This window comes from Gilliamella sp. Occ4-3, from assembly GCF_001690675.1.
In the GTDB taxonomy this organism is placed as follows: domain Bacteria; phylum Pseudomonadota; class Gammaproteobacteria; order Enterobacterales; family Orbaceae; genus Gilliamella; species Gilliamella bombi.
Map to the genome: position 1 here is coordinate 1 of NZ_LZHR01000034.1, position 15,954 is coordinate 15,954.

The following is a 15,954-nucleotide window of genomic DNA, read 5'->3' on the forward strand; positions in this document are numbered from 1 at the left end:
CATATAAATATTTTTAAAATCTTTTCTTTTTCCATTTATTTATTAATAACTACTTACTTTAGTATTTTTACTTCTTTTTTTTTGCTTTAAAATAATGCGTATAGAAAGCTAGTATTGCTAGAATTTTAATTATTTAATAAATAGCGCCTTTTCTTTGGTTATCAAGTCTTATCATAAATTGTTTTAAATTTTTTTGAATACTACTATTTTTAATAAAAGATTGAGCAATGAGCTGTACTTTGGTTGCGAAATAATTATGTGAGCAGAGAGATTATTATGTTATTTTCAAAAAGAACACAAGGGCACTTAATCGCATTAATGACAGTGTTTCTTTGGGGAACAACATTTATTGCAACAAAAGTTTTATTGACGGATTTTAAACCAATAGAGATCTTGTTTTTTCGATTTGGACTTGGCTATCTAGCCCTTTGGATCTTATCACCGCGCTTTTTTGCTTGGCAGGGGGTTAAGCGAGAGTTTATGTTTTTATGTGCAGGGTTGTGTGGTGTAACTTGTTACTTTTTATGTGAGAATATTGCATTAACTTATACTACAGCCTCAAATGTTGGAGTAATTACCACTTTAGCACCAATATTTACTGCAATACTATCTATTTTCTTTTTAAAAACCGAAACTCCTCCTAAACGTTTTTATGTCGGCTGTTTATTTGCAATTATTGGTGTTGGACTAATTAGCTTTAATGGTAAGTTTGTGCTTTCGTTAAATCCACTTGGTGATCTGCTTACTATGTTGGCTTGTTTATTTTGGGCTTGTTATTCGATTTTAACCAAAAAAAGTAGCAATTATGGCTACAATACTATTTTGTTAACAAGGCGATTCTTTTTTTATGGTTTGATGTTAATGTTTCCTGTATTATCTTTCTTTGACTTTGATTGGAATTTATCACGTTTTACCGATCCTGTTAACATTTTTAATTTTTTATTCTTGGGTGTTGGTGCCTCGGCTATTTGTTTTGCATCTTGGAATTATGCTGTTAAATTAATTGGTGCAGTTAAAATTAGTATTTATTTATATTTAGTTCCAATTCTTACTATTATTGCGGCTGTTATTATTTTGAACGAACCTTTTACTTGGATTGCTGCTATTGGAACACTATTTACGCTTTGTGGTGTGTTATTATCAGAAGGTGTAGTTAGGGTAACAAAAAAATAATTTTTTTATTAAGTCGAACATATAAAAAGGAGCATTAGCTCCTTTCAGATTGATGACAAAGAACCCGATTTTATTTAATAAATTTGCAATATTTTGATATCACTAATCGAAATTATTGTATTCTTTTATCAATTGCATCCATGATAATTTGCCCTAAATGCTGATAATCTTCGTCAAAATGATGGCCTCCGGGTAATTTGAATGCTTCACCTTTCATTTCTGGCTGTAAGCATCCAGTATCGTGTTTCTCTTCTTCACCATAAATACAAAATAGTTTACTCGCTGGTATGTTATTGACTTCTGGACCTGTTTTCATTTCATTACCAGATTGACCAAGCCAACCACTGATTTCAATTTCAAAATTAGCATTTTTTGAAAATGCGATCATCACAATCGCTTGAACACTATTTTGATCTGTAGTTGATAACCGATTATAAAGTGCAGGTAAAATATCTCCACCGAATGAATAACCTGTAAGCACAAAACGAGTTGTACCCCATTTTTCGCGATATTGTTGCATCAAATAGGCGAGATCTTTTGCACTACGCTCAACAGAACGGTGTTGCCAAAACAGTTTCAAAGCATCGACACCAACAACAGAATAACCATGCGCAGCCATATATTCAGCAGATACTTTGTCTAAGTCACGCCAGCCCCCATCGCCAGAATAGTAAAGAGTAACGGTTTTAGGATGAACTTCTTTACTCGTTGCGGGTAATTCAATAACAGGTAGCTGTTGATGATCACCAAATAAAATTGAAGATAAATGCAAACTTAAAAGCTCAACAGGTGAAGTTTGGTATTCGCCAATTCCTGTGGTGACAGTAATCTTTTTCTGTTCTCGTGGGAATACGGCAACATTTTCTTCGGGTGGATTATTCCAAATTACTTGCCACATTCCGTGGTTAGCTTGTCTTGGCAATGGATCATCACAATCTTTATGATCTAATATGAATTCTATTGATAATGCTTTAGCATCATCACTTTGCTGTTCTGCTAGCCATCGATAAGCAAAAGTAGCACCTTCTCTCATACCTGCAACAGCAAAATTAGATTCTCCTAATATGTTTACAGCTTGGTTAAAGCGATTTTTTTGCTCAGCACAAGTTGCTTGCGGTTTTAATTCAAACTGAACTAGTTTGGCGCCCATTTTTTCAGATAAGTTTAATAGTTGTTGTTCTGTAAAATGATTGTTGTTAGTTGCGACAATAATAGCCGCAGCTTCGGCTGTTTGTTTAGGTTTTGCCGATATAATAGAAAAGTCATTTTCGATTGTTATCGTTTTTACTGACGCACTATCTTGGTTTTTTATCAAATACCAACCAACAAATCCTAATAGTACTATGAGTATCATAACAATTAACAACAAAATGCCGTGTATTATTTTTTTCATATTATGATCTCTTATTCTTTTTTAATCCCGTTATTCCACCTGAAATTAGCATGGTGGTATCAATGATTGCAACTAAAGGATCAAGCCCTGCTGGAGCGGCCATATAACGTGGCTCCCAGTGTGTTGCAAACTTCTCTTTAAAGCGACGTAATCCTTGGAAGTTATAAAAACGTCCCCCCCGTCTAAAAACTAATGCACCTAGTCTTTGAATCATGGGAGCTCCTCGACGTCTTTGCATACCTGCAAGTGGAACCATCCCTAAACTGAAGAATTTAAAATCTTTTTGTTGATAATGTAAAATCAACCCAACCATTAAAAACTCCATAGTTAATTTAGGAATATCTTGGACAACACGCATTAAATCAATGCTTGCACTATAGTTTTGATTTGTTTCTAGTAGATTTACAAAAGCAATAATACGACCTTCATATTTTATTGCCGCAATAGTGAAATTATTCAAGTATTGTTCAGAAAAAGCGCCTAACGAAAATTGCTTTTCTTTAGCGTGTTTGCTTTTTAACCATGCATCTGAAACTGCTTTTAATTCATCAAGTGGTGCTGTGCCTGGAGAATAAAATACTAAAGATAGACCATCTCGTTGACCACGATTCCATGTGTAGCGAAGATCTTTATAATCTTTTGAGCTTAAATCAAATTGTTTTAAATTAACTAAGGCTTCTTCACCAAGCTTAATAGTTCTAAGACCAATATCCATATAAAAAGGTAAATTTGCTGCTTTAACTTGATAAAAAACCGGACGAAGATTATGTTGATCGCACAAATCTCGAAAAGTCCAAATTAAACTAGCACGATCAGTACTGTTTCCAATTGGATCATAAAGGGCAACCATGCTTCTGCCTCGCTTGGCATACATTATAAAAGCAGTTTGTGATTCATTAAAAAGTAATGACTTATCGCCACTCATGGCAAGCCCACCTTCAGGTTGTTTTGAATCTAAAATGATTTGATAGGCTTTACTTAGCTCGTTTTGTTCTGGTTGAGTTAGAATTGGTGGCGCAGGGCGAAATAACCAAAACAACATAATAAAGCTTAACAAAATAAAACTGCCTAAAGCGGCACGAAGTGCACGCGGTACTCGGCTGTCTAACTCAAATTGCCACCATAAATCGTGACTATAAGGAATATCTTGATATATAAATAAAATTAGCCATACAAAAAGCGCAATAATGCAAAAGCAGATGACAAACGATTTAATTGAAAAAGGTAATATGCTTAATCGACTTTTACGATAGAAAGCATGTTTAAAATGGATTAATAATATCGCTATAATTAATAATACACTGGCTTCAATCCAATGTAATCCGCGTAAAAGCGAGCAGATACTACCTAAGAATAATAAAATAATTGAAATGCCCCATGCAAAATAGAGTCTTCGTCTTACTCCTACTGCAAGTAATATGCATAAAACGCCAATTAAACTAGCAATTAGATGAGCAATATTGACTATTTTACTGGGGATAAAGGTGCTGACTAAATGGTGATTAAACCCAGGAAGTACACTTGAAAACATCATCACCACACCGGCAAAAAATACAGCTGCCGCCATGATGGGCGCTGCAATCCCTGTTTCTGTCTCTTTAACTTGAGGTACGGTTAAAAAATGTTTTCCTTCGTTTATTAAAAGCAAAATAGCCGCCAAAATAAGGGGGATTAAAATATAAATAATGCGATAAATGATTAATGCAACGGTTAATGAAGCTATATTAATTTCGGATGAAAATGCTGCTAGCATAATGGCTTCAAATACACCAACACCACCAGGAACGTGACTCAATACTCCAGCTACTAACGCCAGAATATAGATCATAATAAAGGTAGCAAAATCAGGGTGTTTTGGTAAAAGAAAATAAAGTACTGCGCCAGCTAAAATGGCATCAAATAGAGTAATAATAAATTGGTAAGATGCTAAACGAAGATTAGGAAGACGGATAGACCATCGAAATAATTGATATAATTGGGTTTTGTTATTTGGTTTTTCTGCTAATCGCTTATTTTGCAAAAAGATAAATAGCACACCATAAAAGCAAATTACGCTACATGCAATTATCCACACACTATTTGCTGATAAATGCAAAGCTAACATCGTATTTTTGGGATGAATTAAAGCGGTAATCGCTGCTAATAGTGGTAAAGTGAATCCTAATGATAAGGTAACAAAAATTGACATTCTGGCAACATCAATAGTTGTTAATCCTTGTTTAAAATAGAGACGACAACGCACCGCACCACCAGATAATGCCGACAATCCGATTGCATTACCGATAGCTGAGGCACAAATTCCGCCCAGCACAATAGTTGCGGGTTTCAATTTGACGCCCGCATAACGTGCAGCTGACCATTCGTAGCAGATCAACATTAAATAACTACCAATAGCAGATAAACACGAAAATAAAATTGTAGACATCGAAAGGTGATGAATAGCTCTTTTTAACTCATTAACATTAATTGCCTTAAGTAAGTGCCAACACACAATCAGTGCTATAAAAAAGATAGATAGACCAAATAGTAGAGCTATAAACTGGCGATAACGAGTGAAGTATTCTATTAACTGCCAAGGCAAAACTTTACGCGTTGATATTTTCACTTAATCAACTCCAATATTTGCTTTGATAATATTTTGATTCGCGCATTCTACCTTTCCGTTTTAGTGAAAACAATCGTAAAAAAATAAAGAAACGATAAAAAATATTAATTACTGAAATTTTACTATTAATATTATGTGAGTATTTTGTTTACCTAAGATTAGATTACTATAGAAAGCTGTTTTCCTTTCTAATACTGTATTTAGGCGATGGAAAATGTCTTTTTACATGTGATAGATAATTATTTTATTGAAATTTTTGTGTAAAAAAATAGCCTTTACGCTATAATTGTATTGACTTAATTTTTAATTTGTGAAACTAGATTTTTTGTTGGAAATGTATTTGCAAAAATCGATCATTACCAAGTAAGCGCTATGCAATGTAATAAGTTGACAAGAAATTATGCTAGCAACGTTATGGTATAGCATTTATATGGTGTGGATATTAATGTAAAGGAACATTATCATGAAGTCAAAGGTACAACATGTTAGAATAAAAAATAAGAAGAATAAGAGTGGGTTAATTAAGCAGTTAGCATTAAGTTATTTTCGTTTTGTTATATGTCGATTATGCTTCTGTAGCAATTTACTGTTGATATTGCAAAAAAACCTCATCACTTTAAAATCAATTTTATTTTTGTGTTTTTGTATAGGAATTAGTCATCCTTTATTTGTATTTGGGGTATTACCTAAAGTTAAGTCAGCAAAAACCGCAAAAGAAATAGAGGGATCAGCACCTTATTTAACGTTTGATGGCGGCAAAACCCAATCATGGGATACAGATAGATTTTTAAATATCGAGCTACCTGATGGTAAGGTGCTAACCCCAAAAAACAATCCCTCAACTAAAGCCAATCCGATACCATTGCCGCATGATGGTTTAAAACTTAGCGATATTAAAACGCTTATTCCATTGGGTCAAAGTGCTATTTCAATGACCGATTTGCTGAATAATAATGATTTTTGGGCTGATAAAGATGGCGATGGTGATATTACCGCAACGGGGAATTTAACCATTATTGGTCGAGATGCCAATGGTACCGAAATGGGATTGGATGATACCTTTCAGGATTGCAATGCACCCTATAGTGTAACAATGCAAAGTGATAATAGCATTTTATCAACGGCTTATGGCAAACCAAATTCAACTCAGATAATGGCTAATCGCGCCACCTATTACCTAAATCCGCCTAAAGGCGCTTGTACTTATTCTGCCAAGCCTAACTTATATTTAAGTAATAGTCGAAAAAAAAATTGGGGTGGGTCAAATTATTCAGGTCCACCAAACCAATGGGATGATGCAAAAGGTTTTAAACGTCAAGATTTAAATAATCCGGCATCAAACTTTCCAACCATGGGGGCATATGGGCTATTTTTTACCATGGATATGGTTGATAGCTTAGGCAGTGATATGACGTTTGACAAGTCACCAGCAACATCGGGCATTGATTTAACTATAACGGGCAATGGCAGTATTGCCAAGATTCGATTAGTCGGACCCAAAGAGGGGGCTAGCGCTGCCGAGGCAGCAACCGCAGTGCCGACGACCTTTATCTTATATTCCGATAAAGCCAAAACCAATAAAGTATATAGTTTTACCATCAAAAAATGGTTTATCGCAAGAAAGGATTATAGTGGTAGCAATCGTAGTTATGCTCAGGCTGAACAATACTGTAATCAGTTGGGCTATCAAATACCTACAGTTAATCAATTAACTAATGCTAATTCATTCTATTGGAATCAAGGTTTAGCAGGTCAAGGTAATAACTACCAACGTCGTATTGGTGGGGGATTATTGGCAGAATGGGGAGAAACTTATGACTCTGCTAACAGCTACCCTGGTAGTAATTTCGAAAGTAATCAGGTTTATTGGACTAAAAATACATATAAACCTTCACACGAAAGACCTACGAATCTTCTAGTATATTCTAATATGGGACAAGTTGGCACTTGGTTGTATGGAAATACAGTTTGTGTAAATTAAATTAGCAAAATAATATTATGAATAATAAAAATGATAAGCAACAACAGGGGATTATTCAAGCTATACAATCTTTTGTTAAACAGAAATTATCCAATGATTTTTCAGGTCATGATATGGCACACATTGAACGTGTTGTAAAGTTAGCAAAAAAGATTTTACAGCATGAACCAAAAGCGAACGGTTTTATTGTGATTGTTAGCGCTTATTTACATGATGTGATTGATGAAAAAGTGGTTGCTGATGTGAGTCAAGCAATAATGGAATTGCGTGATTATTTAACGTCTCTAACACTTACCGACACCGAAATTAAGATGATTTTTGCTATCATCGAGAATATGTCATATCGAAAAAATCTTAATCAGAAAAAAGAATTATCACTAGAAGGGCAGATCGTACAAGATGCCGATCGTTTAGATGCATTGGGTGCAATTGGTATTGCCCGCACCTTTTATTATGGCGGTAATAAGCATAATATTATGTACGATCCTAATATTTCACCACGAACTTCATTGGATGAAAATAATTATAAACATCCTAATACCGTTATTAATCATTTTTATGAAAAACTTTTTTTACTTAAAGATATGATGAATACCCCCATAGCAAAAAAGCTAGCCGAGCCAAGACATCATTTTTTAGTTCAGTTTGTTAAACAATTTGAAAAAGAATGGCAAGGAGAGGATTATTCTTACTGAAAATTAGTTTATCGATAATAGTTAGAGTATGAATAATTAATTTTTTAAAAATTTGTATAACGCCTGCCTCTTTTAAGAAGACAGGTTTTACTAAAATGGAATTGGTGTTCCAACTAATCCAAGTACAATAGGAAGAGTGATCAAGCTTAATAAAGTACTGAGCAAGGTCGCACTTGATACCAGTTCTGGATGAGTATCAAATTGTACTGACATTAATGTGGTATTGGCGGCACTTGGCATTGCAGCTAGGACAATTAAAACTTGTTTATAAACAGGCTCAATTGGCATAAAGTAAACCATACAAAATGCCACAATTGGTGAAATCACCATACGTGCAAGCAAGGCAAATGAGATTTTAGGATAATCAAGCTGAGTAAGTTTTATTTTTGCCAGTTGCATGCCCAAAATAATCATGATCACTACAATTGATGCGTCACCGATCATTCCGATTGAAGTCATAATCGATTTAGATAAAGGGATGTGGCACAATTGGAAAATAATACCTAAAAAAGCGCCATACGCTACAGGCATGCGAATAACTTTATTAATAACGTCTTTTTGATTTACAATGTCACTATGAGCGCTACCTTTAGCCGCATAGTAAATGCCGACAGTGCTCATTACAAACTGTTGTAATACCATCATTATTACGCCAAGATCAAAGCCAACTGCTCCAAAAAAGATTAATAGTACAGGAGTACCATAGTTACCATTGTTCATAAAACAGGAACTCAAAATCATTGCACAGCGCTCTTTAACTGAATACTTCATGAGTATCGACCAAATTGAGACAATAATAACTAATGAAAAGCATAAACCAAAGACATAACCAATATAAAATAGATAATCTGTGGTTAAAGTATGAGTATAAAACGTTTTAAATGCCAAAAAGGGCGATAGCACATAAAGTGACATTTTCGATAGGTTGGCGACATCAAATTTTAAGGCTTTTTGTGCGATAAAACCTACAATAAAGATACAAAAAATAGGAAATAAGATAATAAAAAATTGCATAAGTTATATCTTTTGGTTAATTAAATTAATTCATTGAATCAAAAGCTATAATGATTGATTCTCGAAGTTTTTGACATGTTTCATCATCAAGCGCTTGATTGTTTTTATCAGTTAGAATAAATAGATCTTCAATATGTTCGCCGATAGTTGCTATTTTAGCGCTACGTAATGATAAATCTAAATTAGCAAATATTTCGCCCACACAAGCCAGCAATCCCGGTCTATCAAGTGCTATGAGCTTCATATAGGTTTGGCTGTCATTAAAGGCTGAAAGAAAGTTAACCTGAGTCGGTACTGAAAACGATCGCAATCGTTGTTTCGGTGGTTTTATGGTGACAGGTTTGTATACAGGTTGTTGTAGTGCTTTATCAAGTGCATTTACTAGACCTTGGTTTCGATCTTCTTGTACTGTCTGTCCATTAGGCTCTAATACGATAAATGTATCGAGTGCAAATCCTTTTTTATTCGTAATGATAAGTGCATCATGAATAGTTAAATTATGCATACTTAGCGTATTACACACAGTTGCAAATAGATAAGGTCTATCTGGCGAATAAATAAAAAGCTCACTACCACCATGAGATGGATTTGGATTTATGGCTACTAATGTTTTGCCCAAGTCATGTTGCAATAGAATTTTTGCATGCCATACAATTTGTTCGGTTGTATAACGGACAAAGTAGTCAATGCGATAGTTTTGCCAAAGCTCTTTAATAATTTGTTCATCATAATTTTGTTTAACTAAAATGGTTAATGCTTCTTGCTTATTTTTACGTGCAACACTTCGCTGTTCGGGTATTTGGTGTATACCAGAGTCAAAGGAATTTGCTGCACTAAGATAGAGTTCGCGCATTAAACTTTGTTTCCAATTATTCCAAAGCGTTTCGTTTGTAGCACAAACATCAGCTACTGTTAGGCATAACAAATACTGTAAGCGACGCTTACTTTTGACCAATTGAACAAATTCTCCAATTACCGCAGGATCTTGTAAATCTCTGCTTTGGGCGGTAACAGACATCAGTAAGTGATAACGTACTAACCAGCAAATTAAATCAGTATCTTTGGTTTCGAGTTCGTGTAGTTGACAAAATTTTTCAACTAAATGAGCGCCAATTTCCGAGTGATCGCCATGCCTACCTTTACCAATATCATGAAATAGACCAGCAATTACCAATAATTCGAGTTTAGGTAATTTAGCAAAGACTTTTGCACTATTAGGATGTTTTTGTTTGCCACTTTCGGTTTTAAGACTATCAAGTTCAAGCAGCAAGCGGATGGTATGTTCATCAACAGTGTAAGCATGGAACAGATCAAATTGCATCATCCCAGATATATGTTTCCAACCCGGTATATAGACAGAAAGTATACCGTATTTATGCATTGGTAAAATGGCTTTATTAATTGCATCTGGGTGCTTGATAATCGACATAAAAAACGCTCTTGCTTTTGCATCTTCACAAAGTAAAGTGGTTAGTGTGCGCCGAGCGGAACGTAATTGTCTAATTGTATTAGAATACAGTCCTATAATTTGAGGATTCAACAAAATAGTGTGAAAAAGCTGCATAATCATGACGGGATCTTTTTTGAAAATGTCATTATCTTTTACATCAATTAGGTTTTCTCGAACTTGAAAATATTCGTCAATATCATAAGGTTTGTTATGTGGATTATGTTCAAGTATAGATTCATAAAACAGTTGTAATAACATTTGATTAAGTTCAGTAATATTGTGAGCAACACGATAATAATCGTGCATCATCTTCTCAACAGGAACATTACCTTCGCCTTGATAACCTAACATGTTAGCAATGCTTAACTGACGATCAAATAACAAACGATTATCATAACGAGTTATGACACAATGAAGTGCAAAACGTATTCTCCATAAAAATTTACGACAAGTTTTAAAGTCTTCAATATCTTCAGGGGTTAAATAGTTGAAATCAGCTATTTTTTGTAGAAATTCTCCACCAAAGTGACGAATCGCTATCCATTGAATAATCTGCATATCTCGCAATCCACCCGGACTATTTTTCAAATCAGGCTCTAGGTTATAAGAGGTGCTGTGATATTGCTTATGACGTTCATGTTGTTCTTGTATTTTTGCCTTATAAAAAGCACGAGACGGCCAGATTTTATCGCTAAAAATTTGCTTATGTAGTTCATCTAATAGTAATTGATTGCCAGAAATAAGCCTTGATTCAATCAAATTAGTCATTATTGTGATATCATTTTTTGCTTCTTGTAGGCAGATTCTTAATGTTCTAACACTGTGCCCTATATCTAAATGCAAATCCCATAACAAGCGAACTAAATCACTGAGCTGTTTTTCTATCTCTTTAGTCAACGGATAATCACTTAAAATTAAAATATCAATATCTGACAGTGGGTGTAATTCCGCTCGACCATAACCACCAACAGCAACCAAAGCGATACGATTACGTTTAAAGAAGGAAGAAACATGTTTAGGTATTTGATAAAAACGCCATAATCGCTCAAGTAAACGGTCAATAAATTGACTGCGTAAATGCACTAAGGTATCAATGTCAGCTTGTTGCTCAAACTGGACCATGGACCACTGTTGAAACTCCTCAAGCTGCTGTTTTAGATATGTAATATTTATCTGTTCATCATTGAAATTAAGTGGAGAGACTGGGTAACACAAATGGGTTTTAGTCATAGCTATATTATCAAATTAAGACAATTCAATAGCTATATCGTTACCCGATTTTAAATGACTGTCAAGCTACGGTTAAAAGAAAGAAAATTATTATTAATTGATATTAACAACAAAAAAGGAACAATAATTTGTTCCCTTTGTCAAAAAGTTTCAGGTAAGTATGTGTTTGAGTATAAAATTATAAAGTAAAATCGCTTAAATCATCTTCATTAATTTCAGAATCAATTTGTCCAACTAAATATGAGCTCATTTCGGCTTCTTGTGGTGCTACTTGCACATTATCAGAAACAAGCCAGTTATTAATCCATGGAATTGGATTGGATTTAGCTTCAAAAGGTAATTTTAGTCCGACCGCTTGCATACGAATGTTCGTTATATACTCGACATATTGGCATAATATATCTTTATTTAAACCAATCATTGAGCCGCCCTCAAACAGGTATTCGGCCCATTGTTTTTCTTGATTAGCGGCTTGTAAAAATAAGTTATAACAATCTTGTTCACATTCTTTGGCAATTTCAGCCATTTCGGGATCGTCTTCACCACTGCGTAGTGTGTTGATCATAAACTGAGTGCCAGTTAAATGTAGCGCTTCGTCGCGGGCAATAAGTTTAATGATTTTAGCATTCCCTTCCATTAGTTCTCGTTCAGCAAAAGCAAATGAGCAGGCAAAACTAACATAGAAGCGAATAGCCTCAAGTGCATTGACACTCATTAAACATAAGTAAAGTTTCTTTTTAAGTTCACGTAAATTAATGCAAACAGTGCGATTATTGATGTTATGTTCACCCTCACCAAATAAATTATAGTAACTTGCATAGCTAATAAGATCATCATAATAACCTGCAATGTCACCAGCACGTTTTTGAATTTCTTTATTAGTGACAATATCATCAAAAACCACAGATGGATCGTTAACGATATTACGAATGATATGAGTATATGAACGAGAATGAATGGTTTCAGAAAACGACCAAGTTTCTACCCATGTTTCCAACTCAGGTATTGAAATAAGTGGCAGTAAAGCAACATTAGGGCTACGGCCTTGGATGGAATCAAGCAGAGTTTGATATTTTAAATTGCTGATAAAAATATGTTTTTCATGCTCTGGTAACGCAGCATAATCAATACGGTCTTGTGAAATATCGACTTCTTCTGGGCGCCAAAAAAAAGAAAGTTGTTTTTCAATTAGCTTTTCAAACATCTCATATTTTTGTTGATCATAACGCGCAACATTCACTGATTGTCCAAGGAACATTGGTTCTTTAAGCTGGTCGTTATGCACTTGCGAAAAGGTACTGTAATTCATACTCATAAAAGAACTCCTACTCATTTACTGTTGCTTTTACCGCTTCCTTTTGACAGTGTAAAAGGCAAGTTGAATGGGGAAATTACTAGTTTTCCCCCGATAAAAAATTGAATTTTAGCGTGTAGCTATTTAGTTTTAATCAAGGTTAAATTTTGCAAGCGCCACCTTCACAGCCATCATCCGAATGGGTTGTTGAAACAATATCACCTTGAATATCTTCAGCGCCATCGCGTGTATTATGATAATAGAGTGTTTTTACGCCAAATTTATAAGCAGTCAATAAGTCTGATAATAGCTGTTTCATGGGTACTTTATTATTTGGGAACTTAGCCGGATCATAATTAGTATTAGCAGAAATTGATTGATCAATAAATTTCTGCATGATGCCAACTAATTGTAAATAACCAGTGTTATTTGGAATTTGCCAAAGTAATTCGTAAAAATTTTTCAGATGGTTATACTCAGGAACCACTTGTTTTAAAATACCATCTTTTGATGCTTTTACACTAATAAAACCACGTGGTGGTTCAATACCATTTGTTGCATTGGAAATTTGTGACGAAGTTTCTGATGGCATTAATGCCGATAATGTCGAATTACGAAGTCCATAGGTTTTAATTGATGCTCGTAGTGATTCCCAGTCATAGTGTAACGGCTCTTTAGTAATGGTATCTAAATCTTTTTTATAAGTATCAATAGGTAAAATACCTTGCGAATATGTGGTTTGACTAAATAATGGGCAGGCACCCTTTTCTTTAGCTAGATTATTCGATGCTTTTAGCAAATAGTATTGCATGGCTTCAAAGGTACGGTGAGTTAAATTGTTGGCACTGCCATCGGAATATTTAACCCCATGTTTTGCTAAATAATAGGCATAGTTAATAACACCAATACCTAATGTGCGACGATTTAATGAAGAATGACGAGCTGCAGGTACAGGATAATTTTGGTAATCAAGTAGTGAATCAAGAGCGCGTACCGCTAAATCGGCTAACTCTTCAAAGTCATCTAGAGATTCTATTTTACCTAAATTAAAGGCTGATAATGTGCAAAGGGCAATTTCGCCATGTTCATCATTAACGTTATTAAGCGGTTTTGTTGGCAGTGCAATTTCCATACATAAATTAGATTGATGAACAGGTGCTAATTGAGCATTAAATGGGCTGTGAGTATTACAGTGATCGACATTTTGGATATAAATACGCCCAGTTGATGCGCGCTCTTGCATTAATAATGCAAAGAGTTCAACGGCTTTAACTTCGCGTTTGCGAATATTTGGATCTTGTTCGTATTGGTGATAAAGCGTTTCAAACTTATCTTGATCGGCAAAGAAGGCATCATAAAGTCCAGGAACGTCCGATGGGCTAAATAAGGTAATATTTTCGTTTTTGATTAAACGTTGATACATTAATTTATTGATTTGTACGCCATAGTCTAAATGGCGGACACGATTTTCTTCAACGCCACGGTTGTTACGTAATACTAATAAACTTTCAACTTCTAAATGCCAAAGAGGATAGAAAACAGTTGCTGCTCCTCCTCGCACACCACCTTGCGAACAAGATTTAACCGCTGTTTGGAAATATTTATAAAATGGAATGCAGCCTGTATGAAAAGCTTCACCACCACGAATTGAGCTTCCTAACGCACGAATTCGCCCTGCATTAACTCCAATTCCTGCCCGTTGTGATACATATTTAACAATAGCGCTTGCTGTGGCGTTAATAGAATCTAAACTATCATCACATTCAATTAATACGCAAGAACTGAACTGTCGAGTAGGAGTACGAACCCCCGCCATAATTGGCGTTGGTAGCGAAATTTTAAAGGTTGAAACGGCATCATAAAAGCGTTTGATATAACTAAGACGTGTATCTTTAGGATAATTAGCGAAAAGGCAAGCTGCAACTAGAATATATAAAAACTGCGCGCTTTCATAAATCTCGCCAGTGACACGATTTTGTACTAGATATTTTCCTTCAAGTTGTTTAACTGCGGCATACGAAAAAGACATATCTCGCCAGTGATCGATAATCTTATCCATTTGTTCAAATTCTTCTTGCGTATAATCTTCAAGCAAGTGTTTATCATAAAGCTCGTTATCGACCAATTTTTTAACGTGTTCATAAAGTGAAGGTGGGGTAAATTGATTAAAGGCTTTTTTACGTAAATGAAAGATTGCTAAGCGTGCGGCTAAATATTGATAGTCTGGCGCTTCTTGTGAGATCAGATCGGCTGCAGCACGAATAATTGTCTCATGAATATCCGATGTACGAATACCATCATAAAATTGAATATGTGAACGTAATTCAACCTGAGAAACAGAAACATTTTCTAATCCTTCAGCAGCCCATGTAATAACACGGTGGATTTTATCAAGGTTTATTGGTTCTTTCTTTCCATCTCGTTTGGTAACGAGTATTGATTTATTCATTCTTTCATTCCAATGTTAAAGTATATTTTTAATTATGATAATTGATGTTTATCAAAATATACAATATATAGTACCTATTAATTGAATTTGTCACTATATGTAGTATTATTAATCAATGGTTCAAATTTATTAATTAAAATAAAACGTTATTGATTTTAATAGTTAAAATTTATTTTTCATAAAAAATGATAAGAATAACTTATGCAAGTTAACGTTGTGCTATCGATATCATTTAACTGATTATCGACAAAGTAAAAATTTGCATGAGTTAAAATGTACTTGGCTGATGTAGCGGGCGGTGTACGGGTCGTAATATCGGTAGCGATTATAATGTAACCCTGATTATTCGTATCATCCTGATACTCACCTTTACAAGGCCAATGCTAAAGCGAGGTTGCCATAGGAGTTGAAATTTCTGTTAAAAACTTTCAGGTAACTATACGTTTTAGTATAAAATTGTTTTTTAGTCGGGCTGACTGATCCTAGCCAGAATATTAGACAGTGCCCACCTCTATCATTTTTTCGTTTTGGTAATATTGTTGTTCATATTGTTCAGGTGATACCCAGCCATTGGCTGAATGACGGCGTATCCGATTATAATAGATTTCAATATATTCAAATACTGCTTTATTAGCCTGCTTCCTCGTTTTATAGTAACAGTCATGAATAA

At 34.6% G+C, this 15,954-nt stretch carries 10 protein-coding genes; 3 read left to right on the top strand and 7 right to left on the bottom strand.

The genetic code is table 11. From position 1 onward, the window contains the following. Nucleotides 1-276: 276 nt before the first annotated feature. On the top strand, nt 277-1,173 hold the full coding sequence (locus A9G44_RS03890) for a DMT family transporter (protein WP_034914336.1): 897 nt from the start codon (nt 277-279) through the stop codon (nt 1,171-1,173). A gap of 112 nt (nt 1,174-1,285) precedes the next feature. Here A9G44_RS03890 and A9G44_RS03895 read toward each other — a convergent pair whose 3' ends face one another. Both A9G44_RS03895 and mprF read right to left on the bottom strand, forming a co-directional pair. After that, nucleotides 1,286-2,566, bottom strand: coding sequence for a virulence factor family protein (locus A9G44_RS03895; RefSeq protein WP_081298242.1), 1,281 nt, complete (start codon nt 2,564-2,566; stop codon nt 1,286-1,288). A gap of 1 nt (nt 2,567) precedes the next feature. Then, nucleotides 2,568-5,171: a bifunctional lysylphosphatidylglycerol flippase/synthetase MprF gene (gene mprF / locus A9G44_RS03900; RefSeq protein ID WP_065609263.1), complete on the bottom strand. Its 2,604-nt coding sequence runs from the start codon at nt 5,169-5,171 to the stop codon at nt 2,568-2,570. A gap of 463 nt (nt 5,172-5,634) precedes the next feature. Between mprF and A9G44_RS03905 the strand changes: the two genes are divergently transcribed. Next, nucleotides 5,635-7,152, top strand: coding sequence for a hypothetical protein (locus A9G44_RS03905; RefSeq protein WP_065609264.1), 1,518 nt, complete (start codon nt 5,635-5,637; stop codon nt 7,150-7,152). Between the two features lie 17 nt (nt 7,153-7,169). Beyond that, entirely contained in the window at nt 7,170-7,847 is a 678-nt protein-coding gene (locus A9G44_RS03910) for an HD domain-containing protein (RefSeq protein WP_065609265.1), read from the top strand. 90 nt (nt 7,848-7,937) lie between these two features. On the opposite strand, the gene A9G44_RS03915 is transcribed toward A9G44_RS03910, so the two are convergent. From A9G44_RS03915 to A9G44_RS13030, 5 genes are all read right to left on the bottom strand, one after another. Further along, nucleotides 7,938-8,861 carry an AEC family transporter gene (locus A9G44_RS03915; protein ID WP_065609266.1) on the bottom strand — a complete coding sequence of 308 codons (924 nt, stop codon included), beginning with the start codon at nt 8,859-8,861 and terminating at the stop codon, nt 7,938-7,940. Between the two features lie 25 nt (nt 8,862-8,886). Continuing rightward, on the bottom strand, nt 8,887-11,541 hold the full coding sequence (gene glnD / locus A9G44_RS03920; protein ID WP_065609267.1) for a bifunctional uridylyltransferase/uridylyl-removing protein GlnD: 2,655 nt from the start codon (nt 11,539-11,541) through the stop codon (nt 8,887-8,889). Nucleotides 11,542-11,719: 178 nt separating this feature from the next. Further along, nucleotides 11,720-12,850: a class Ia ribonucleoside-diphosphate reductase subunit beta gene (nrdB, locus tag A9G44_RS03925; protein WP_065608766.1), complete on the bottom strand. Its 1,131-nt coding sequence runs from the start codon at nt 12,848-12,850 to the stop codon at nt 11,720-11,722. 145 nt (nt 12,851-12,995) lie between these two features. Then, nucleotides 12,996-15,284, bottom strand: a complete 2,289-nt coding sequence (nrdA, locus tag A9G44_RS03930) for a class 1a ribonucleoside-diphosphate reductase subunit alpha (protein WP_065609268.1) — start codon at nt 15,282-15,284, stop codon at nt 12,996-12,998. A 494-nt stretch (nt 15,285-15,778) separates the two neighbouring features. Further along, nucleotides 15,779-15,954 (bottom strand): IS3 family transposase (locus tag A9G44_RS13030; protein ID WP_179854797.1); only part of this gene is annotated, 176 nt, incomplete at its 5' end.

Coding starts and splice junctions, on each gene's coding strand:
- A9G44_RS03890 (WP_034914336.1), top strand. CDS start 277: ATGTTATTTTCAAAAAGAACACAAGGGCACTTAATCGCATTAATGACA.
- A9G44_RS03895 (WP_081298242.1), bottom strand. CDS start 2,566: ATGAAAAAAATAATACACGGCATTTTGTTGTTAATTGTTATGATACTC.
- A9G44_RS03905 (WP_065609264.1), top strand. CDS start 5,635: ATGAAGTCAAAGGTACAACATGTTAGAATAAAAAATAAGAAGAATAAG.
- A9G44_RS03910 (WP_065609265.1), top strand. CDS start 7,170: ATGAATAATAAAAATGATAAGCAACAACAGGGGATTATTCAAGCTATA.
- A9G44_RS03915 (WP_065609266.1), bottom strand. CDS start 8,861: ATGCAATTTTTTATTATCTTATTTCCTATTTTTTGTATCTTTATTGTA.
- glnD (WP_065609267.1), bottom strand. CDS start 11,541: ATGACTAAAACCCATTTGTGTTACCCAGTCTCTCCACTTAATTTCAAT.
- nrdB (WP_065608766.1), bottom strand. CDS start 12,850: ATGAATTACAGTACCTTTTCGCAAGTGCATAACGACCAGCTTAAAGAA.
- nrdA (WP_065609268.1), bottom strand. CDS start 15,284: ATGAATAAATCAATACTCGTTACCAAACGAGATGGAAAGAAAGAACCA.